The sequence below is a fragment of the Anaerocolumna aminovalerica genome (assembly GCF_900115365.1).
In the GTDB taxonomy this organism is placed as follows: Bacteria; Bacillota; Clostridia; order Lachnospirales; family Lachnospiraceae; genus Anaerocolumna; species Anaerocolumna aminovalerica.
Genome location: NZ_FOWD01000017.1, coordinates 62,449 through 83,627, shown reverse-complemented (window position 1 = coordinate 83,627; position 21,179 = coordinate 62,449). Strand labels below are relative to the sequence as shown.

19 protein-coding genes and 1 riboswitch are annotated in these 21,179 nt (G+C 35.9%); of the genes, 2 read left to right on the top strand and 17 right to left on the bottom strand.

Annotated elements, in window-relative coordinates; genetic code table 11:
• Positions 1 to 3: 3 nt before the first annotated feature.
• From lpdA to BM183_RS11040, 7 genes are all read right to left on the bottom strand, one after another.
• Complete coding sequence (gene lpdA / locus BM183_RS11070; RefSeq protein ID WP_242960971.1) at positions 4 to 1,452, bottom strand: dihydrolipoyl dehydrogenase; 1,449 nt, start codon at positions 1,450 to 1,452, stop codon at positions 4 to 6.
• A gap of 150 nt (positions 1,453 to 1,602) precedes the next feature.
• A complete protein-coding gene (locus tag BM183_RS11065; protein WP_091686950.1) occupies positions 1,603 to 2,598 on the bottom strand; it encodes a lipoate--protein ligase in 996 nt (331 codons plus the stop codon).
• Between the two features lie 322 nt (positions 2,599 to 2,920).
• On the bottom strand, positions 2,921 to 4,354 hold the full coding sequence (gcvPB, locus tag BM183_RS11060) for an aminomethyl-transferring glycine dehydrogenase subunit GcvPB (RefSeq protein WP_091686949.1): 1,434 nt from the start codon (positions 4,352 to 4,354) through the stop codon (positions 2,921 to 2,923).
• A gap of 1 nt (position 4,355) precedes the next feature.
• Positions 4,356 to 5,678, bottom strand: coding sequence for an aminomethyl-transferring glycine dehydrogenase subunit GcvPA (gene gcvPA, locus BM183_RS11055; RefSeq protein ID WP_091686948.1), 1,323 nt, complete (start codon positions 5,676 to 5,678; stop codon positions 4,356 to 4,358).
• 2 nt (positions 5,679 to 5,680) lie between these two features.
• Complete coding sequence (gene gcvH / locus BM183_RS11050) at positions 5,681 to 6,052, bottom strand: glycine cleavage system protein GcvH (protein ID WP_091686947.1); 372 nt, start codon at positions 6,050 to 6,052, stop codon at positions 5,681 to 5,683.
• Positions 6,053 to 6,222: 170 nt separating this feature from the next.
• A complete protein-coding gene (gene gcvT, locus BM183_RS11045; RefSeq protein ID WP_091686946.1) occupies positions 6,223 to 7,317 on the bottom strand; it encodes a glycine cleavage system aminomethyltransferase GcvT in 1,095 nt (364 codons plus the stop codon).
• A 206-nt stretch (positions 7,318 to 7,523) separates the two neighbouring features.
• A riboswitch (glycine riboswitch) is annotated at positions 7,524 to 7,616 on the bottom strand.
• A gap of 209 nt (positions 7,617 to 7,825) precedes the next feature.
• Entirely contained in the window at positions 7,826 to 8,770 is a 945-nt protein-coding gene (locus BM183_RS11040) for a ketopantoate reductase family protein (protein WP_091686945.1), read from the bottom strand.
• Between the two features lie 872 nt (positions 8,771 to 9,642).
• On the opposite strand from BM183_RS11040, the gene ilvB reads away from it, so the two are divergent.
• On the top strand, positions 9,643 to 11,412 hold the full coding sequence (gene ilvB / locus BM183_RS11035) for a biosynthetic-type acetolactate synthase large subunit (RefSeq protein ID WP_091686944.1): 1,770 nt from the start codon (positions 9,643 to 9,645) through the stop codon (positions 11,410 to 11,412).
• Between the two features lie 183 nt (positions 11,413 to 11,595).
• A complete protein-coding gene (gene ilvN / locus BM183_RS11030) occupies positions 11,596 to 12,093 on the top strand; it encodes an acetolactate synthase small subunit (protein WP_091686943.1) in 498 nt (165 codons plus the stop codon).
• Between the two features lie 247 nt (positions 12,094 to 12,340).
• On the opposite strand, the gene BM183_RS11025 is transcribed toward ilvN, so the two are convergent.
• The 10 genes from BM183_RS11025 to BM183_RS10980 form a co-directional block, all read right to left on the bottom strand.
• Entirely contained in the window at positions 12,341 to 13,084 is a 744-nt protein-coding gene (locus tag BM183_RS11025; RefSeq protein WP_091686942.1) for an ABC transporter permease, read from the bottom strand.
• Positions 13,059 to 13,805, bottom strand: coding sequence for an ABC transporter ATP-binding protein (locus tag BM183_RS11020; RefSeq protein ID WP_091686941.1), 747 nt, complete (start codon positions 13,803 to 13,805; stop codon positions 13,059 to 13,061). Before BM183_RS11020 ends, BM183_RS11025 begins: the two co-directional genes overlap by 26 nt.
• A 73-nt stretch (positions 13,806 to 13,878) precedes the next feature.
• Positions 13,879 to 14,622 (bottom strand): MerR family transcriptional regulator, encoded by a 744-nt coding sequence (locus BM183_RS11015; protein WP_091686940.1) that lies wholly within the window; start codon positions 14,620 to 14,622, stop codon positions 13,879 to 13,881.
• A 284-nt stretch (positions 14,623 to 14,906) separates the two neighbouring features.
• Positions 14,907 to 15,545, bottom strand: coding sequence for a V-type ATP synthase subunit D (locus BM183_RS11010; protein ID WP_091686939.1), 639 nt, complete (start codon positions 15,543 to 15,545; stop codon positions 14,907 to 14,909).
• Positions 15,546 to 16,934, bottom strand: a complete 1,389-nt coding sequence (locus BM183_RS11005; RefSeq protein ID WP_091686938.1) for a V-type ATP synthase subunit B — start codon at positions 16,932 to 16,934, stop codon at positions 15,546 to 15,548.
• Positions 16,927 to 18,693 (bottom strand): V-type ATP synthase subunit A, encoded by a 1,767-nt coding sequence (locus BM183_RS11000; RefSeq protein WP_091686937.1) that lies wholly within the window; start codon positions 18,691 to 18,693, stop codon positions 16,927 to 16,929. The genes BM183_RS11005 and BM183_RS11000 overlap by 8 nt, the downstream gene beginning before the upstream one ends.
• Positions 18,694 to 18,708: 15 nt before the next feature.
• The gene (locus BM183_RS10995) at positions 18,709 to 19,017 is read right to left on the bottom strand and encodes a V-type ATP synthase subunit F (RefSeq protein WP_091686965.1); all 309 of its coding nucleotides are present in this window, start codon (positions 19,015 to 19,017) and stop codon (positions 18,709 to 18,711) included.
• A complete protein-coding gene (locus BM183_RS10990; protein WP_091686936.1) occupies positions 19,010 to 20,011 on the bottom strand; it encodes a V-type ATP synthase subunit C in 1,002 nt (333 codons plus the stop codon). Before BM183_RS10990 ends, BM183_RS10995 begins: the two co-directional genes overlap by 8 nt.
• A 10-nt stretch (positions 20,012 to 20,021) precedes the next feature.
• On the bottom strand, positions 20,022 to 20,582 hold the full coding sequence (locus tag BM183_RS10985; protein WP_091686935.1) for a V-type ATP synthase subunit E: 561 nt from the start codon (positions 20,580 to 20,582) through the stop codon (positions 20,022 to 20,024).
• 33 nt (positions 20,583 to 20,615) lie between these two features.
• On the bottom strand, positions 20,616 to 21,095 hold the full coding sequence (locus tag BM183_RS10980) for a V-type ATP synthase subunit K (RefSeq protein WP_091686934.1): 480 nt from the start codon (positions 21,093 to 21,095) through the stop codon (positions 20,616 to 20,618).
• Positions 21,096 to 21,179: the final 84 nt, after the last annotated feature.

Below are 21,179 nucleotides of genomic sequence, written 5' to 3'. Positions count from 1 at the left end.
TTTTTAAATCTGTTTTTTCCCTTTGGGCATTATGTGTATTGCCATATTATCTACATCTTCTATGGCCTCTGTTATTGCTTCTCCATATGTAGGATGAGGTCTGATAACTCTTCCTAAATCTTCTGTTGTTAGTCCGTTCACTATAGCTGTTGTAAATTCACCAATCATATCTGTTGCTCTTGTACATATTATTTGAGCTCCTAAAATCTTATTATTGGAAGAATCACAAACTACTTTAATATAACCTCTCTCATCAGCAGATAAAACTGTTTTGGAATTACCAAGCATTGGGTATTTGCCTGTTTTTACAATGTAGCCTTTCTCTTTTGCTTCTTCTTCCGTTAGACCTACGCTTGCTATTTCCGGATTGGTATATATACAGGAAGGTATTGCAGAAAGTTCAATACTTTGTTTCACTCCATACATATTTTCCACTGCCCTAATACCCTGAGCAGATGCAGCATGTGCTAACTGAACTCCTTTTATAACATCACCGATAGCATATATGTGCTCTTTACTGGTTTCAAAATTCTCATTTACTTTTATTTTGTCCCCTTCCATTTCCAGTGAAAAGTCCGGTTGAAAAAGCCCCTCCGTATTAGCCTTTCTTCCCACTGCAACAAGAATCCCCTCTGCTTGTGTAAGATGAACTCCCGTACTGTCTTCATATTCACAAAGCAGTTGATCCCTTTTACTTATCTTTTTAACAACTGATTTTGCATGTATCTTTACACCCTTTTTCTTAAGACTCATTGCTACACTTTGAGAAATTTCTTTGTCCATGGAAGGCAGAATTCGATCCATTGCTTCTATAATTTCCACCTGACATCCAAATTCCTGATAAATGGATGCAAATTCAACTCCAATTACACCTCCCCCAATAATTAACAGCTTATGATATGGGAGTTCATTTGTTGAAAGAAGTTGATCACTGGTTACTATATGCTCCTGCTCAATTCCTTCTATAGGCGGAAGAAAGGGCTTGGAACCGGTTGCTATCAGTATATTATCTCCGGATAATTCTCTGGGCTCCTGCTCTGTATCTTGTTCTTCTGCCCAATTCTTTATAACCCTGACCCGATGGCTGTCCATAATGGTGGCAGTTCCAGGAATCACGGTAATTTTATTAGCATCCAACAGACTTTTGATTCCTTTGCGAATTCGGGAAACAATTTCTTCTTTTCTTTCCTGTATTCTATTCATATCCAGATGTAAACCATCAATCTCAATGCCAGCTTCTTGCAGATTCCTTGCTTCATAGAACAGCCTTGAGGAGTGCATGAAGGTTTTTGTAGGAATGCATCCCCGATTTAAGCAAGTTCCACCTAATTCTCTATTCTCAATAATAGCAGTTTTTTTGCCAAGCTGGCTTGCTTTTATAGCCGCAACATAGCCTCCCGGCCCGGAACCAATTATAATCAAATCAAAATGTTCATTCATATCTGCACCCATTCAACCTTTCCCACATACTGCCACTTTGCGGCATCTCAAATGTAAAGTTCAAAATGAGAATTCCAATGGTTCTCATTTTGGAGTTCTTCCCAACGGAAACATGGTCTTCCATTTGTAAATATTCTTTTCCTTCACACTTACCCTGATCCTTTATAATCTTTCGCTATAAACCATGTCTTTTATATCCTGCATACAATCTTTCCTCTTCACATCAACCGAAATTTTATTTAGCCTTTCCAGTATATGTTCTGATGTAAACAAACAGTTTTGCATATAAGCCGGTATATTCTCCGCAAACCAAGTATCCATAGCATCAGAATAGATGGCACACCGGGTTATCCTGCCTGATTCAACAACAAAATTCAAATCTATATTACCCCAGGTAAATCTTTTATTCATAGAATAAGTCCATTCCATTTTCCTGCCATAAATCCAATCCCAGGAAGAGAACTTTTCTACTAAAGCCTTCATCTCCAGCTCAACTATCTCCTTTTCATCAATGGGGGCCAATTCACAGTCATATATTTCACGAAAAGCAAGTAATAATTCTTTCTTCATTCTATCTATATCTAAATTAGGATTATATTCCTTTAAATTTATAACCCGTGATTTTACGGATTCCACTCCTTTGGACATTAATTTGTCCCTGGATACATTTAAATATTTTGAAAGATTATTCATATCAACAGAAATCAAAATAGTACCATGATGATAAGAACGGTTTCCGTCTGTATAAAATGCATTACCGGAAAACTTCCTTCCTTCCACAGTAATATCGTTTCTACCTGTTTTTTCTGCGTTAATATTTACATTTTTTACAGCCTTTATAATAACCTCCAGCTGTTTGTCTAAATCATAATTGTCTTTATGAAGGATAAAAGTAAAATTCAAATTTCCAAGATCGTGAAATACTGCACCTCCGCCGGATAATCTTCGAACTAATTTTCCGCCGTCTTCTTCCAATTCCCGAATCTTACATTCTTTCCATGCATTCTGATTCTTACCGATTACCACGGTTTTTTCATTTTGCCACAAATATAAAATGCATTCCTCTTCTTTTACATGATTTAATAAATATTCTTCTAGTGCCAGGTTATTGTAAGGATTAAAATCCTTACTAAATATGTATCTGATATGTTTTATCATTTTTACACCCGTTGCATATCATATCTGCTTCAAGATATGATACTGCCACAAATAACAGTTGAAAAAATAATGTGCAGCTTCTAACCTTTAGGTAGTAATTTGTGGCATCCTTTCTAATAAGTATTTTCTTTCTGAGCTAAATTCAACAAAGTTGAATGTGGATGAATCTTATTCTATTTTAAAAATACGATTCTTCACCCCAATTCAAACTCTGTTGAATTTATACAGCTTTGTTGTAATTATCAACTTTTTGAATATATACAGCTTTGCTGAACTTTTTCTCAGAATGACACTTCTTTTTAACCTTTTATAAATATTAGATTTAAAAATGATATCTTAATACAGGATTTCTTGCAGCAGTTACTTCATCTGGTCTTCCAATTGGCGTTTTCTTTGGACTTTGGTGTAAAGACTGGGGATTACTCATGGCTTCTTCATATACTTTCTTAAATATTTCAACCACTTCATCCAGTGTTTCTTTGGATTCTGTTTCTGTAGGTTCCAGCATTAATGCTTCATGTACATTTAATGGAAAATACATGGTTGGCGGATGAATTCCGTAGTCTAATAATGCCTTTGCGATATCCAATGCTGTAACGCCTTTTTCCTTTTTTAGATCCTCTATAGTCATAACGAATTCATGCATACATGGTCCGGGAAATGACATCTTGTATATATCTTTTAATTTGTGCATCATATAATTTGCATTTAATACAGCATTCTCAGAGGCATATTTTAGTCCATTTCCTCCAAGAGTAAGAATATAGGTTAAAGCTCTTACTACAATAAGGAAATTACCATAGAATCCTTTTACACGTCCAATGGATTCTTCTTTTTCTAATATCAGCTTATATACCCCATCCTCTTCTTCGACTCTGGGTAAGGGCAAGAATTTAATTAAATTTTCTTTACAGCCTACTGGACCGCTTCCCGGTCCGCCTCCTCCATGAGGGGTCGAAAATGTTTTGTGAAGATTAAGATGAACAACATCAAAGCCCATATCTCCCGGCCTTGCTATTCCCATAATCGCATTCAGGTTTGCACCGTCGTAGTAGTTTAGACCTCCGGCTTTATGAATAATCTCTGTAATCTCCAGTATATTCTTATCAAATAGACCCATAGTATTAGGATTTGTTAGCATAAAACCTGCGGTATCTTCTCCAACTACTTTTTTCAATTCCTCTAAATCTACATATCCATCTTTAGTCGAAGCAATATTAATGACAGTGAATCCGGCCATGGCCGCACTGGCAGGGTTAGTTCCATGAGCAGAATCCGGTACTATAATTTTATTGCGTTTCTCATCTTTTCTTGCCTGATGATAAGCTCTGATCAAAAGCAGTCCTGTGAATTCACCATGGGCTCCTGCAGCAGGCTGAAAGGATATACCATCCATTCCGGTAATTTCACACAGGTATTCTTCTGCCTTTTTCATAACTTCCAGACAACCTTGTACAGTTGAAATGGACTGTAAAGGATGGATATTAGAGAAACCGGGGAGTTTTGCTATTTCATCATTAATCTTGGGATTATATTTCATGGTACAGGAACCTAATGGATAAAACCCGTCATTTACACCAAAGGTTCTCTTCATTAATTCAGTATAATGGCGGCTAATATCTGTTTCCGACATCTCTGGAAGACGCAGTTCCTTTTGTCTTTTCAGATTATCATCCAGTTCTACTACCGGCACATCACAAGAAGGTAATATGTCACAGCCTCTGCCTGCCTTTGATTTTTCAAAAATAAGTTTCATCCTAAACCCCCTCCTTAATGATATGAATTAATTGGTCGATTTCTTCTTTGGTGTTTATTTCCGTTGCACACCAAAGCAGATTTCCGGCATGTTTTCCCTGTAATGGATATCCACCCAGAATACCATGTTCTTCTAACCGTTTCATCAAATGTTCCGGATTACCTTTACAGGTAGTTACGAATTCATTAAAATATTCTCCTGAATAAACCAGTTGGAATCCATCCAGTTCACATAATCTATTTGCCAGATAATGTGCTTTTGACATACTTAAAAGAGCCGCTTTCTCTATTCCTTTCTTACCCATAGTACTTAAATACACCGCAGCCGTCATAGCACACAATGCCTGATTAGAACAGATATTACTGGAAGCTTTTTCTCTTCTTATGTGCTGTTCTCTTGCCTGTAAAGTCAGTACATATGCTCTTCTTCCTTCCTTGTCTTTTGTTTCGCCAGCAATACGGCCCGGAAGTTTTCTCATCATTTTCTCTGTAGCAGCCATAAATCCAAGATAGGGACCTCCAAAAGATAGGGGTAAACCAAGGGGCTGGCCTTCCCCAACTGATACATCTGCTCCGTATTCTGCCGGGGTTTTTAAGATACCTAAAGAAATGGGATTACAACTGATTACATATTTTGCATCTTTTGCTTTGGCAATCCTTCCCACCTCTTCTGCATCTTCTATCTGTCCAAAATAATTTGGCTGCTGAAGAAATACACCGCCGGTTTCCTGATCTACTAAAGTAGTCAGAACTTCGGAATCTGTTTTTCCATCTTTACTTGGAGCTATTACAATCTGAATATCCAAACCACTGCAATAAGTTTTGATGGTTTCTATAATTTCAGGATTCATGGTCTCAGAAATAATTATCTTTTTTCTCTTCTTCTCTGCACACATTAAAACAGCTTCTGCTGCTGCAGTTGCTCCATCATAAACAGAGGCATTGGATACATCCATCCCTGTTAATTCACAAATCATAGTCTGGTATTCAAAAATAGACTGGAGAACGCCTTGGCTTATTTCTGCCTGATATGGTGTGTATGCGGTAACAAATTCTTCTTTGGAAGTTACCTGTTTTACAATAGAAGGAATATAGTGATTGTATGCCCCGCAACCTCTGAAGATTGATTTGAAAACCTGATTCTTTTCAGAGATTTTTGTCATCTTATTTCGAACTTCGTATTCAGATACACCTTCTGGAATATGAAACTTCCTGTTTAATAACACTTCCTTCGGAAGTGTAAATAATTCCTCCATACTGGAATATCCTATGGAATTAAGCATTTCCTGCTGTTCTTCTCTTGTATTTGGAACATAAGTACCCATACTTATTCCTCCTCATGAATGAACTGCTGGTATTCCTCTTCCGATAGTAACTCATGTTGTTCCCTTACATTTTCTATTTCTACAAACCATGCCTCATAAGGGCTTTCATTTACCAGTTCCGGATGGTCCAATAGTTCTTCATTAATTCTACTAACGGTTCCCGTTACCGGGCTATACACGTTAGAGACTGCCTTAACAGATTCTACATCGGCAAAGGATTCTGATATCAATATCTCATCCCCTTCTTCAGGTAAATTAATGAATACCAAATCACCTAATTCACTTTGTGCAAAATCCGTAAGTCCCAACCTTACTGTTGTTTCATCTAAAAACTGTATCCATTCGTGTGTTTTGCTAAATAGCATATCCTTCATATTCTTTCTCTCCTATCTTCCTTATTAAAGTTATTTGTATAACTCAAATAATTCTTTACATATTTTTATTTGTATTTCCTAACTTAAGGTATTTTAATTTATGATATCAATTTTGACATCAGCACAACTTGCCTCCATAAAACTGTATTCAAACATCTCTATTGGTATGTTTATTTAGCTTTTTCTTTTTTATAAAAAGGTAAGTCGATAATTTCTGCTTCTATCTTTCTCCCGCGTACCTCCACAGTCACTTTAGTCCCTGCACTGCTGTACTTGGAATCTACAATAGCCATAGCAACCGGATATCCAAGGTACGGGCAATGGGTTCCGGAGGTTGTTTCACCTATCATTTGATCCTCTGCATAGATTGGACACTTTTCTCTTGCAATTCCTCTTCCAAGGATTTTGATGCCAACCCGGGTTCTTTTTACTTCTCCTCTGGAGAGAATACCATCTTTACCTATAAAATCCTCTTTCTCCATTTTAACTGCAAAACCTAAACCGATTTCTAAAGGAGATATGGTATCATCCATTTCATGCCCATATAACGGCATTCCTGCTTCTAATCGTAAGGTGTCTCTGGCTCCTAAGCCACAAGGAATTATTCCTTCCTCTTTACCTGCCTCAAGTAAAGCATTCCAAAGTACCTGAACATCTTCCGGCTTACAATATAATTCAAATCCATCTTCACCGGTATATCCGGTTTTTGATATCAGGCATAAAACTCCTGCTACTAAACCGGATCTTACGAAACTATAATACTTGGAAGGGATATTTTCCTCATCTGTTACTTTTCTTAATATCTCCTCCGATTTTGGACCCTGCAAAGCTATTTGTGCAACGTCATCGGATATATCTTTCAGTTCTAATTCACCGGTAATATGCTGTTCCATCCATTTTACATCCTTATAACGATTTGCTGCATTTATTACTAATAGATATTCCTCACTACTTATTCGATATACTAGTAAATCATCTACAACACCACCTGTTTCATTGCACATAGGGCTGTATTTCACTTGTCCGTCATACATCTTACTGCAATCATTGGTAACTAACTTCTGAATGTTTTGCAAAGCATCTTTTCCTTTAATTAAAACTTCTCCCATATGAGATACATCAAATAAACCTGCTGCAGTTCTTACCGCCATATGTTCTACTATAACCCCCGTCTCATATTGAACAGGCAGCAGATAACCGGCAAAGGGTACAATTTTCCCTTTACTTTGTACATGACACTCATAAAGAGGTGTTTTCTTCTCCATAAGATCCTCCTTTTCTATACACTCTTTTTTTAGAATACGTATTGACAGTTCTCTTGTTTCTTATATCAGTTACATTTTACAGAAAAAAAAGGCGTACTGATGAAAACCAATACGCCTCTGTTGCTTTACCTGAAAGATTCTTCTACATTGCTCTTACCTCACAACATAGAGTTGCTTCGTCGGTGCCGATAGGCTTTCCAGAGTATCGTCCAGATCTGGTCCTTTTGCCTGAGAGTTATTGCGATTCACCTTCGGCGCTGTTCCTAAAATCTTTCAACAGTCTCTCCCAAATCCTTCAACCGATTTTTTATTATTATAATATGGAAATATTGGAAAGTCAATAGTTATTTGGCAATATGTACTGAAACATAAAATATTTTTTGAATTATTTTGTATATATTGTATATTTTTTAACAAAGTATAGATTTGAGAACTGTTACACAAAATTTTATATATTCAAAACAATATGTAAGATAAATAAAAATAATACTCATATTCTTTTATTTGACTAACTATCATAAAAATTTATATACTTACTTAACATTGTTATATGTTCTTTTTTTAACTTTGTATCTTTAATTAAGCTCTCATATGCCCTTTGTAGTTCAAACATTTCCTTTTTAGCATTATTTGAATGCTTTGCCATACTGATATCCGCTATTTTTGTTTTTAAAATCTTACTAAAACATAAAGATAAGAATGGTATAGGTAAAAAATAAAAATTCAATTTCATAGGTTCCACTTTACAGCCTAATTCCTTCAATGCACATAAACCTTCTCTTGCAGCTTTAATCATAACCTTAATATCCATTTTATTAGATGCTAAGACTTTTATGTCTCCATTATGCTTATATATTGCATTAGCAATTGGTGTTACAACAGCTATGTGGCACTTCTGCCAATTGTCCATATTTTTTGATATGGTAGATGGAATTCCTGACTTGGTAAAAATATTCTTAATCTCCTTTAACCGTTTGGTCTTTGTTCCGTCAATTTCCCCAAAGGTTGTTGTTTGAAAGCTTCTTGTAATACCTTTACTAATATAATATTCCGTAATATTACTTTTTATTTCTCCGCCACATGCGGGAAATCCCACCATCAGCCTTTCATTAAGATAGGCTTTCCACTTGTCATATCCTAAGGGATTATTGACAAAAAACACAATGTTCTTACTTTTATTTGCAGAAAGTATGGGTAGAATCTCTTCCCCTTGGCCAAACTTTAAAGTAACTAAAATATAATCATAAACATCCTCCGGCTCCAATTTCTCAATTACCTTAATATTGAACTGTTCTATTACATTCTCCTTAATATCCTTTATCTTAAGCCCATTCTTTTTTAACTCCTCAAATCTCTTATTTCTGGCGAGTATAGTAATATCATTGCCACCTGAATAAAGTTTACCTGCAAAAATACTGCCTATTACTCCCCCTCCATATATTAAAAATTTCATACTTCCTCCTCTAATCAAATATTTACATGAATATGTTTTTTAAAAGACTTTATTCTAGGCTATATTTAAGAATGTTGAATTATAAATTTAGAGTCATTTTCTTACTTCCCTTAATTTGTAATTAAAAAAATTGTATAATAAATTATACTTATCTTCTTTTACAATATTTGTTTCCTAAAATAAACAGGTTAGTTGATAATTATTATATTTATAAAACTTCTCCCTTTTTCCATGTATAAAGTCTCTTTTCTGAGATTTTAATCCAATGCCTTTTTTCTTCGTTATATACAATATTATTATTAATCTTAAATTATTAGTATTATTATATAAATTGGCAGCCTTGTTTTAAAACTTCTATTTTTTCTTATTTGTTTAAATATAAAGCCTTAATAAAATTTTAACAAAGTAACGTAAAAAAGTTGTTGACATCTATAATTTATCCTGTTATAATAACAAAAATTAGTAAGAACAGAGAAAAAGCGTTGATAAGGAGAAGTACATACTCACCAAATGCACAGAGAGAAGATGGTTGGTGGAAATCTTCGTGGAGGGAGTAAAGACTGTATGGATAACAAAAGTTTATTGTCAGACCAGACAGACTTAGGCATAAGCCTTGGAAGTAGCCTTTGAGCTGTGAACCGAACAAGTACATAACTTAAGTAGGCTTCATCGGAGTTTCCGCCGTTAAAAGGAAAGCAGTATCGGATGATATACCTTATATTTATTAAATCCCGTACTGGCAGAGTGCAAAGAGAAATCTTTGAATTTAGGTGGTAACACGGACGTAATGTTCGCCCTAAGCTGAAACAAATTCAGCTTAGGGCTTTTTTATTACTTTTTCTCATTTATATTTTTCGGAAAGGAGCCAATATATGAAGATAAGAGGAACAGAATTATTTGTAAAAGCATTAAAAGAGGAGGGAATCACCACTTTATTTGGTTATCCCGGCGGATATGCCATAGACATATTCGATGAATTGTATAAGCAAAATGATATTGAAGTTATTCTGCCACGTCATGAACAAGGCCTTATACATGCCGCAGACGGGTATGCCCGTTCCACCGGTAGAGTTGGTGTTTGTTTGGTAACCAGCGGTCCCGGAGCAACCAATCTGGTTACTGGAATTGCAACAGCCAATTATGACAGTGTTCCTTTGGTTTGTTTCACTGGCCAGGTGCCTACCGGATTAATTGGTAACGATGCCTTTCAGGAAGTAGATATTATAGGAATTACAAGAAGCATCTGTAAATATGGTGTAACCGTACGAAGCCGCGAAGATCTTGGAAGAATTATAAAAGAGGCTTTCTATATTGCTGCTACTGGCAAACCGGGACCGGTTATTGTAGATCTTCCAAAGGATATAATGCTGGAACTGGGCAGTGATTCTTATCCGAAAGAAGTAAATATCCGAGGCTATAAGCCTAATTCAAAAGTTCACATGGGCCAGCTGAAAAAATCACTTGATATGCTTCATAATGCAAAGAGACCAATATTTCTTGCAGGGGGCGGCGTAAATATATCCAATGCAAATAAGGAATTTACAAAGCTTGTAGAATTAACCAATGTTCCCGCAGTTACTACTATTATGGGCAGAGGTTCTATTGATACCACTCACCCTTTATATATCGGTAACATTGGAATGCATGGTATTTATGCCGCCAATAAAGCAATCCATGAATGTGATTTGTTATTTTCCATCGGCACCAGATTCAATGACCGGATTACCGGTAAGCTTGGTGAATTTGCGCCAAATGCCAAAATAGTACACATAGACATTGACTCTGCTGCTATTTCCAAAAATATTGTTGTAGATATACCAATCGTATCCGATGCGAAACAAGCCATAGAAAAAATGTTGCCGGAAGTAAAAAGATGCAGTACAGACACCTGGAATTCTCAGATATTCCAATGGAAAAAAGAATTTCCTTTGCATATGACCATTGACTCTGGAGTTACACCAAAAAAGATTATTGAAACAATGAATGAGACTTTTTCTGAAGCCATTGTGGTTACTGATGTAGGCCAGCATCAAATGTGGACCACCCAATACCTGGAAATGAATGAGTATAAACAATTACTGACCTCAGGTGGCCTTGGCACCATGGGCTATGGATTCCCTGCCGCTGTTGGTGCACAATTTGGCAATCCTCATAATACAGTAATCTGTATCTCAGGAGATGGTGGAATGCAGATGAATATTCAGGAAATGGCTACTGCCGTAGCATGGGAATTACCTTTAATACTGTGTATCTTCAATAACAGCTGTTTAGGTATGGTAAGGCAGTGGCAGAAACTATTCTATGGTAAACGCTACTCTTCTACCTGCCTAAGAGGGGGTAAAAACTGCAAATCCCATTGTAACGGTTTAAACAGTTCCGGAGAAAACAGCACTGAAGCAGGCACTACTGGAGCAAAGAGCTCCTGCCCGGCTTATTCCCCGGATTTTGTTAAATTAGCGGAAAGCTATGGTGCTTATGGAATTCGTGTTGAAACAGAAGAAGACATCAAGAAGGCTTTTCTTCAGGCTATACAAAACAAAAAAGCTCCTACCATTATTGAATTCATGATTGACAGCGAAGAAATTGTTCTTCCTATGGTACAAGGAGGTAAGCCCATAAGTGAGATGATTCTCGACTGTTGAGGAAATTATGCTTTTTATTGTAGCTTTGAATTTATGCATATTAATTAAAAGTATAAGTTCGGTAATTTTTCATTAATTGATTTGTTTCATAAAAGATTATATTAAGATTATCTCATAAAAAATCTATTAAGCTATTAAGCTATTAAGCTATTAAGCAAATAGTATACAGAAAAGAGGTATTATATGAAAAAAAGATGGATTTCATTATATGTAGAAAATGATGTGGGTGTCTTAGCCAAAATATCAGGATTATTTTCAGGTAAAACTTATAATTTAGAAAGCTTGACTGTTGGAACTACGGAAGACGCAACGGTATCCAGAATTACTATAGGATTAAACAGTGATGACATTACTTTTGAGCAAATACAAAAACAGTTAAACCGAATGGTTGAAGTAATAAAAGTATTAGATTTTACTACGATTCCCACACATATGAAAGAAATATTATTTGTAAAAATAAAGAATTGTACCAAACAGGAAATAAATGAAATATTTCAAATTGCAAGTGTTTTTAAAGCATCTGTTGTAGATTATGGTGCAGATAGCATACTGTTAGAATGTGTTCGAACAGAAACCAAAAATAATGATATTATAAAACTTCTTACCAGTCAGTTTAAAAATGTAGAAGTAGTTCGTGGGGGCAGTGTTGCTATTGAATCCATCAGTATGTCGGATCGATAACTATTATTGTGATCAATAAGCTCTAAGAATATAAAATATAGTGCTAAATGTTAGGGTATACGAAAAAGCTCGTATGCTCTAATATTTTATTTATAAAAGAAAAACCTCCAAGTGTTAGTCTGACAAACATCACTGGGAGGTTTAAATATATACAGTCTAGCTGTATCAGTTAATTGTTAGAGTTTATTCTTAGAGACGGTTAAGTTCTCCCCCCACTTCTTCCATTGGAGAAGAACCAGTTCTTGGATTATTCCCACTTAAAAAATCTGATAGAAATACCAATACAAATTACGGCAAGAACAACCATGATAATAATGGGCAACCGCACATTGTCTGCCGATAATCCCAACGAAGCGGCTTTCAGAAGTTTAATTCCTTGAGTTAAAGGTAATATATCCGCTACCTTTTGAAGCTTCACAGGCATAACTTCATATGGTAATGTTGCTCCTGAGAATATGAGCATAGGGAAATACAGTATGCTTGCAATTACCCCAGCCATTTTTGTGTTTGGCGCTATACCTCCAACCATCATTCCAATACTGAACATTGATAACATTACTAAGAAAAAGCCACCCATAAAATGCAATAACGAACCCTTTAATTGAAATCCAAATAAAAGCATTCCTAAAAGGTAAATGAGTAAAAGAGATGCAAAGGCATACAGCATATAGATGACTACTTGAACTGATAAAATCATTGCAGGGCTTATTGGCGTTACCTTAAAGCGCTTTAATATTTTTTTACTCCGATAATCAGATACCACTAATGGAAGTCCCATTACACCTCCGGCACAGATTGAAATAGTTGTAAGAGCACCAAAAGATTGCTCTAAAAAAGTGTAACCAGAACCTTCAAAAGCAGGCTTGTTCCCGTAGATTATTCCAATAATAATTAAAACTACAATGGGTATACAGATTGCAAAAATAAACATATCCATTCCCCGAAAGGATAATTTTAACTCCGTTTTAAGCATTGTTCGAAAGGTCTTCATCGTCTTTTTCCTCCTCTTCTGTATACCAAAGGTAAGCGTCTTCCAATTTATCATAGGGACTTGAATTAATTGCCTCCTGAACTGTTCCATAGAATACGGTGCGGCCGTGCTTCAGTATGCAAATACAATCACACAAAGCCTCAACCTCATCCATATAGTGGGAGGTTAAGAAAATAGTCAGCCCCTTTGCTTTCAAACCGGATAGTATCTTCCATACATCCCGTCTGGCTTTTGTGTCAAGGCCTGTTGTTAATTCGTCTAAAAATACTACTTCAGGGTTGGAAAGCAGCGCAAGAATCACAAACAGCCGTTGCCGCTGTCCTCCAGAGAGTTCCTGAACAGGGCTATTAAGCTTATCAATAATCCCAAATTGCTTTAATAATTCAATATAATTGGTTCCCTCTTTATAAAGGGATTGGGTAACTTCACATAGTTCGCTTACCGTTATTTTGTCCTGATAATTGGCTTCCTGAAACTGAACTCCTACTTTTTCAAATAACTTTTTTCGTTCCCTCTGAGGGTTCATTCCTAAAATGGAAATTTCTTTGCTATCCGATCTTTTTGTACCCAAGATACATTCGATAGCTGTACTTTTCCCTGCACCATTTGCACCAAGCAATCCAAAGACCATGCCAGGCTTTACTGATATGTTTAAATTGTTTACTGCAACCAGCCTGCCATAAGATTTGAAAAGCTGCTCTACTTTAATTACTTCTTCCATGGTTTTGTACTCCTTATATTTTGATATAAAGAAGAATAACACCAACAATAAGGTTGGTGTTAAACTGTAGAGTTTATTTATATTTGTTTTTCATATCCTGCAGCATCTTTATCATACTCTTTGCATTTTTTTCAGCTGTCTGCAATGAAATAATCAGTTTGTCGCATACCGATATAATGTCTTCATCCTTTTTTGGAGTATTAAGTACCTCTTTTATATTGGCGTTGGGATTATAGGATAATTCGTTAAGCATACGCAAAATAGACTCTAACGAATAATTAGCACATCGAAGGGAACGAATAATTTTTAAACGTTTTATATCTTCCTCTGTATAAATTCGGTACCCATTTTCTTTTCTCTTAATTGACAACAATCCGTTCATTTCCCAATTTCTAAGTGCGTCCATAGAAATATTAAGTAATTCCGAAACTTCTTTCCTTTTATAAGCTATATCATTTTCCTGAGGTTTATGGTTTAGAAGCTGTTTTACTATTTCTATGGCTTCCTCTGCATTCTTTTGTTCCAGCCTTACCTGCCATAAATATGTTCTTGTAAGATCAACTGCTTTATCAAAATTACCGGCTGCAGATACCTTTATCATTTCGATTATCTGTTTTCGCAATCCATTTTGCAGCACTTCAATTTGAAAAGCGATACGGGCAAGCTTAAATTGCTCTATATGAAAAGCAGTAAAAATACGATATCCGTTCTCCTTTCGTTCCGGTTTGGGAATAAGGTCTAACTTCTCATATAAACGCACTGTATTGGGATGAATTCCAATTATCTTTGCAACCTCAGCTGTTCTGTATATTTTCATTTATAATTCACCTCCACTTTTCACAGAATAACACAGAATCAAAGTCTGGTGTTATAGTGGATGGTTTAGTATATCAAAATTACAGAAATATTACAAGACTATAGCTTCACTCACATAAGGGACCTTTCAGAGTATGGACATCTCGCACTCTTAAAGTAAAATAGACCTTTGAGAGTGTGAACATCTTATATCCTTAAAGTAAAGTAAAACAGACCTTTGAGAGTATAGGATATATTTTTATACTCTCAAAGGTCTATATAAGACGAAACATTGGTACATCATATTTATTTATTAATAATATCTTTAACTTTCATCAGACGGGTAATGGTACTTCTTTCATTTTCATCCAATTTCATTCTGATGTATTTTATGGTTACTTCCAAATCAGGTATTGTACGATACTCTAGTGCATTAACCCTTCTTCTGGTCTTTTCAATTTCATCTGCCATCAACTGACAGGACTTTTCTACCTCTGCTAATTCCAGGAGTTTAGTAAAAATATTATAAAGTTTAAGAATAGCATCGTCTAATTCCGAAGAGGTCTGGGCATATCCATAAGGATATATACTGCCTTCATCTTCATTTCGCATTTCTCTTTTAAAATTCATAATCGGAACATATACACTCATAATATTTTTCATGGTTATGTCCACATTGATCTTTTCATTGGGAAATGCAACTGCTTCCTCTAACATCTGAGGAGACATTACTGCACTGGCGATAAGAAAGTCTTTAAAGGATCCACTTAGCTCTTTCTCCACTTCCACACGTAATTCCTTATTTCTCTTAATCAGCTCAATGAATTTTCGCATTAATTCATCCTGCTTATCCTTAAGAAGTTTATGTCCGCGTTTTGCAGTAACTAATCTTCTCTTCAGATTAGAAAGTTCCATACGGGTAGGGTTTACGTTTAGTTTTGCCATCTACTCAGCCCCTTTGTCATCTAATGGAAGGTATTTATCAAGGAGCTTAGTATCAATTCTCTTTAACTCACTTCTAGGAATAAGTTTTAATAACTCCCATCCTAAATCTAAGGTTTCTTCTATGCCCCTGTTGTTGTAATACCCTTGGTTAACATATTTCCCATCAAATTCCTCAGCAAAATGTGCGAAAGCTTTATCTGTTTCTGATAATGCACTTTCACCAAGAATAGCAGATAATTCTTTTGCTTCTCTACCGGAGGTATAAGCTGCATATAATTGGTTCATGGTACTTGCATGGTCTTCTCTTGTTTTACCTTCACCAATACCTTTATCTTTTAATCTGGATAGAGAAGGAACCGCATTAATTGGAGGTTCCATACCTCTCTTATACAAATCTCTGGAAAGAATAATCTGTCCTTCTGTAATATATCCTGTTAAGTCAGGGATTGGATGGGTAATATCGTCTTCCGGCATAGTAAGAATTGGAATCTGGGTAATAGAACCCTTTCTTCCTTTTACTTTTCCGGCTCTTTCATATATTTGAGAAAGGTCGGTATATAAATATCCAGGATAACCACGTCTTCCAGGTACTTCCTTTCTTGCTGCAGATATTTCTCTTAATGCTTCTGCATAGTTAGTCATATCCGTTAAGATAACAAGTACATGCATATCCTTTTCAAAAGCTAAATATTCTGCACAAGTTAAGGCTACACGTGGTGTTGTGATTCTTTCGATAGCTGGATCATCTGCCAGGTTCATAAACATTACGGTACGGTCAATTGCACCTGTTCTTGTAAAGTCATCGATGAAGAACTGAGCTTCTTCAAAGGTAATACCCATAGCAGCAAATACTACTGCAAACTTCTCATCTGAACCTATAACAGCGGCCTGTCTTGCTATCTGTGCAGCAACTTCATTATGAGGCAAACCGGCACCTGAGAATATTGGTAGTTTCTGTCCACGTACCAGTGTATTTAAACCATCGATACAAGAGATACCTGTCTGAATAAATTCATCGGGATAATCTCTGGATACCGGATTAATAGGAACACCGTTCACATTTACTTTTTTATCAGCAATGATCTTAGGTCCATTATCCTTTGGACGGCCTAATCCATCGAAAATTCGTCCAATCATATCAAGGGATACACCAAGTTCAAGTGGTCTTCCTAAAAACCGAACACTGGTATTTTTAAGATTGATACCTGTGGAGCCTTCGAAAAGTTGGACCATGGCTTTATCCCCATTGATTTCTAAAACTCTTCCTCTTCTCTTCTCTCCTGTCTGCAGCTCAATATCAACCAGTTCTTCGTATTTTACCCCTTCAACACCTTCAACAACCATTAAGGGTCCTACTACTTCTTTAACTGTTTTATATTCTTTAAGCATCAAGGATACCTCCTTTGCTTATTAGTTTATCTATACCAGCCTTTAATTCTGTTTGAATAGTGTCAAGTTGTTCCTTCATTTCATCTTCCGGAATATATTTCATTCTGGCTATTTTATCTCTAACCGGCATACTTGCAACTTCTTTTAAATATATGCCTGATTTTAGAGCACGGAGTCCTTCATCGTAAAAATCCAGAACAATCTTTAACATTTTATTTTGTTTTTCCAAAGAACAGAAGGTGTCCACTTCATGGAATGCATTTTGCTGTAAAAAGTCTTCCCTTATGGACTTTGTAGTTTCCAGTTTTAGCTGATCTTCTTCGGAAAGAGTGTCCTTACCAACCAGTCTTACAATCTCCTGTAATTCTGATTCATCCTGTAGTAAATTCATTGCTCTCTTTCTGTTTCCGGCAAATTCTGAATCAACGTTATCATTCATCCATCCGTCTACCTTACTTTGATAGAGGGAATAAGAGTTTAGCCAGTTAATTGCAGGGAAATGTCTTGCATAAGAAAGAGCATAATCCAGACCCCAAAATACTTTTACAATTCTTAGGGTTGATTGGGTAACTGGTTCTGATATATCACCGCCTGGTGGTGAAACAGCTCCAATTACAGTTACTGCACCTTCTCTGTTATCATTACCATAGCATATTACCTTACCTGCTCTTTCATAAAAGCTTGCAATACGGGAAGCAAGGTAAGCCGGGAAACCTTCATCACCTGGCATTTCTTCCAAACGTCCGGACATTTCTCTTAATGCCTCTGCCCATCTGGAGGTAGAGTCCGCCATAAGTGCCACGGAATATCCCATGTCACGATAATATTCTGCAATAGTTATACCTGTATAAATGGATGCTTCACGGGCTGCAACAGGCATATTGGAGGTATTAGCAATAAGAACAGTTCTTTTCATTAAAGATTCCCCTGTTTCAGGATCAATGATTTCAGGGAACTCCATTAATACGTCTGTCATTTCATTTCCACGTTCTCCACAGCCGATATAAACAACAATTTGTGCATCTGCCCATTTTGCAAGTTGGTGCTGAACCACTGTTTTTCCGGAACCGAAAGGTCCTGGAATAGCAGCCGTACCACCCTTTGTTACAGGGAAAAAGGTATCAATAACTCTTTGACCTGTTAATAGCGGAACATTGGGATCCATTTTTCTTTCGAATCCTCTTCCCTTACGAACCGGCCATTTCTGCATCATGGAAAGATCAGATTTATTATCCAGGGTGCAGATTGTTTCTACTATTGTATATTCGCCTTCTTTAATATCTGTTACGGTTCCTGACATTCCAAAAGGCACCATGATTTTGTGTAATACAAGTGGAGTTTCCTGTACTGTACCAATAACATCACCTTGAGCAACAGTGTCACCTACTTTAACAGCAGGTGTAAAGTTCCATTTTTTCTCACGATTTAAACTAGGTACATCCACACCTTTTGTTAAGAAGTCTCCGGCGACTGCCTGTAATGGTGCCAAAGGTCTTTGTATTCCATCAAACATGGCTTCCAACAGCCCCGGTCCCAATTCTACAGAAAGGGGTTCTCCTGTTGAATATACGGGTTCTCCCGGTCCTATTCCTGTAGTATCTTCATATACCTGTATAGAGGCTCTGTCGCCTCTCATTTCTATTATTTCACCGATGAGTTTATCACTTGAAACCTGAACTACATCGTATACGTTTGCTTCGTCCATTCCCTCTGCAACAACTAAGGGTCCGGATACCTTTACTATTTTTCCTACTTTCAAGATAAGCCTCTCCTTCTATAATATATTTGTACCTATGGCTTTCTCTACATATTCATTGATTCTATCCATACCTATATTCATAGTACCCTGATTACTAGGTATGAGAATTATTGCAGGGACTGCCTCTTTGTCATAACGTGATAGTGTATCTGGTATTAGACTGGCAATTTGTTCCGTAATAAAAATAATACCATAGTTGTTATGTGCAAGAGTATCAACTGTTTTTCGTGCTTCCTCTTTATTGTTTACTGTATAAACATCGATTCCCAATGCTTTAAATGCAAGGATAGAATCTTTATCACCAACAACACCAATTTTATACATATAAATCACGCACCCTTTCTCTTATGGCTTCAGGAGAAATTCCATTCGTTTTAGATACCATAATGATCCTTAAATTCTTAATTTCTGTTTCCTTAGCCACTATATATGAGAAAATAGGTTCTGGTCCAAAAGTAATATACTTGGAAGACTTATTTAAATTCATTAAATAATCATCCATATATTTTTCAAAATCTGTTAAACGATTGGTTTTTTCATAGGACTCCAAACCTTTCAAAAGGCTAGAACTAATTCTGTAATCTTTTAACTTTTGCATCATTTCGTCAATAGAATCATTTAATGTAAGTAGCAGACTTTCTTTATCAATATTACCACCTGGAAGAATTGCTTCTTCCATTATATTACGATTTCTCCCTTGCCTTTTTAGGCGGATGGTGGTTTTCACATTGATAAAATCAATCATATCCTTTACATAATCAACAAACAGCGGTATCTTGGTATCTGCAGCAAGCTGATATAAATGCTTAAAATAGTACCGGTCAAGAATCATATCAATTCTTCCGGGATCTTTGCTTTTAGCAAAGTCCTTCTGTACTGCTTCGATTGCTTCCTGATACTCTTTCTTAATTTCACTCAGATTACCGTTCAGAAACAGTTTTTTAATTTCATTAAAATCCTCTGTTCCAATATTAAGATATAAGTAAGAAAAATCCTCATTTAACTCTTTTTCTTTTATCATAACTTTTAAATTATGATAATCATATTTTAGAGTTAATAAATCGATTACTTTTGGTTCTACAGAGACTTCTCTCATTAAATCATATACTCTGCTCAGCTCATTGGATAAAACTTTTTCATAGTTATAAAAATCCTTTACCTTTGAGGCCTCGCCGGCATATTCAGTCTCACCCAGTATTCGAAAAACATCTTCTATACTGTCTGCATCAATCATTCTATCGATTTGTGCCCTTGAAAGGAGCCGTTTTTCAAGGACTCTGGTTCTTACGACGCCTTGGGTAAAATCCATTCTATCCATGAGACCACTCCTATTCTTCTTTGAATAATACTTGCGCTATTTCTGTTTCTAAATCCTCTCTTAAAAAATCAATAAGGGTTTCAAAAGAAAAATTAAGTCTTACCTTATTATTCACAATGGTAAATCCGGAATCAATGGTTTCTTCCTCAGACACTTTCAGATTTAATCCAAGATTTTTGATTAAATCTCTTCGATTACTTGGTACAATTATTGTTTCCTCACCGGTTAATTCTATAGTACTGATTTGATTCTTTACAAATTCCACATATTCCTTATCATCCAGATTCATTAGTCTTTCTTTCGCTAACAGGAATACTTTATCTATCACTTCCTGTTTTGCTTTTAGCATTTCATCTCTTACCCTTAAATCAGCATTGGAAAGGATCCGGCTTTTTATAATTTCAGCTTCTTTTTCCGCTTTTTCTATTATTTTAGCCTTCTCTTCCAGTGCCAGCTTAACTTGTCCATTCACTATTTCTTCTTTTTTCTTATCAGCCTCTTTCTTCTTTTCTTCTGCATGAGACTGTGCATCCAATTTTATCTTTTGGATCAGATTATCTAAATTTGACATAAGTTCACATCCTTAAAATTTTGTTGATAAGGTCTAGAAACTAACTGAGTTTAATAATATTAATGAAATAACGAAGGACAAAAGTGCGTAAGTTTCAACCATAACTGCATAAATAATACCTTTTGTTGATTGTGCTTCATTTTTAGCAAGTAACATAATACCGGATACTGCTACTCTACCCTGTGCAATAGCGGATCTCCATCCAATAAAAGCAACTGGAAGACAGGATATCAAAATATAAAACCCATGTGCCAAGCTCATGTCTGCACTTAACTGACCTAATGCCAAAAGACCAATAACGAATCCGTAAAGTCCCTGTGTACCTGGTAATAACTGAAGTACTAAGGATTTACCAAACTTCTCAGGTTCTTCAACCATCAAACCGGAAGCAGCTTCACCTACCATACCAACACCTCTTGCAGAACCGAATCCTGATAATATTACCGCTAAGGCTGCTCCTATCGCTCCAAATGCTACTCCACTATAATTCATAAAAAATTCTGAAAAAGACATAAATATTTCCTCCTAATCATTTTGAGTTTTTAAATTAATTAAATTTTATCTTTGAAGATTACATGCTTTTTATTTTGCTCTTAT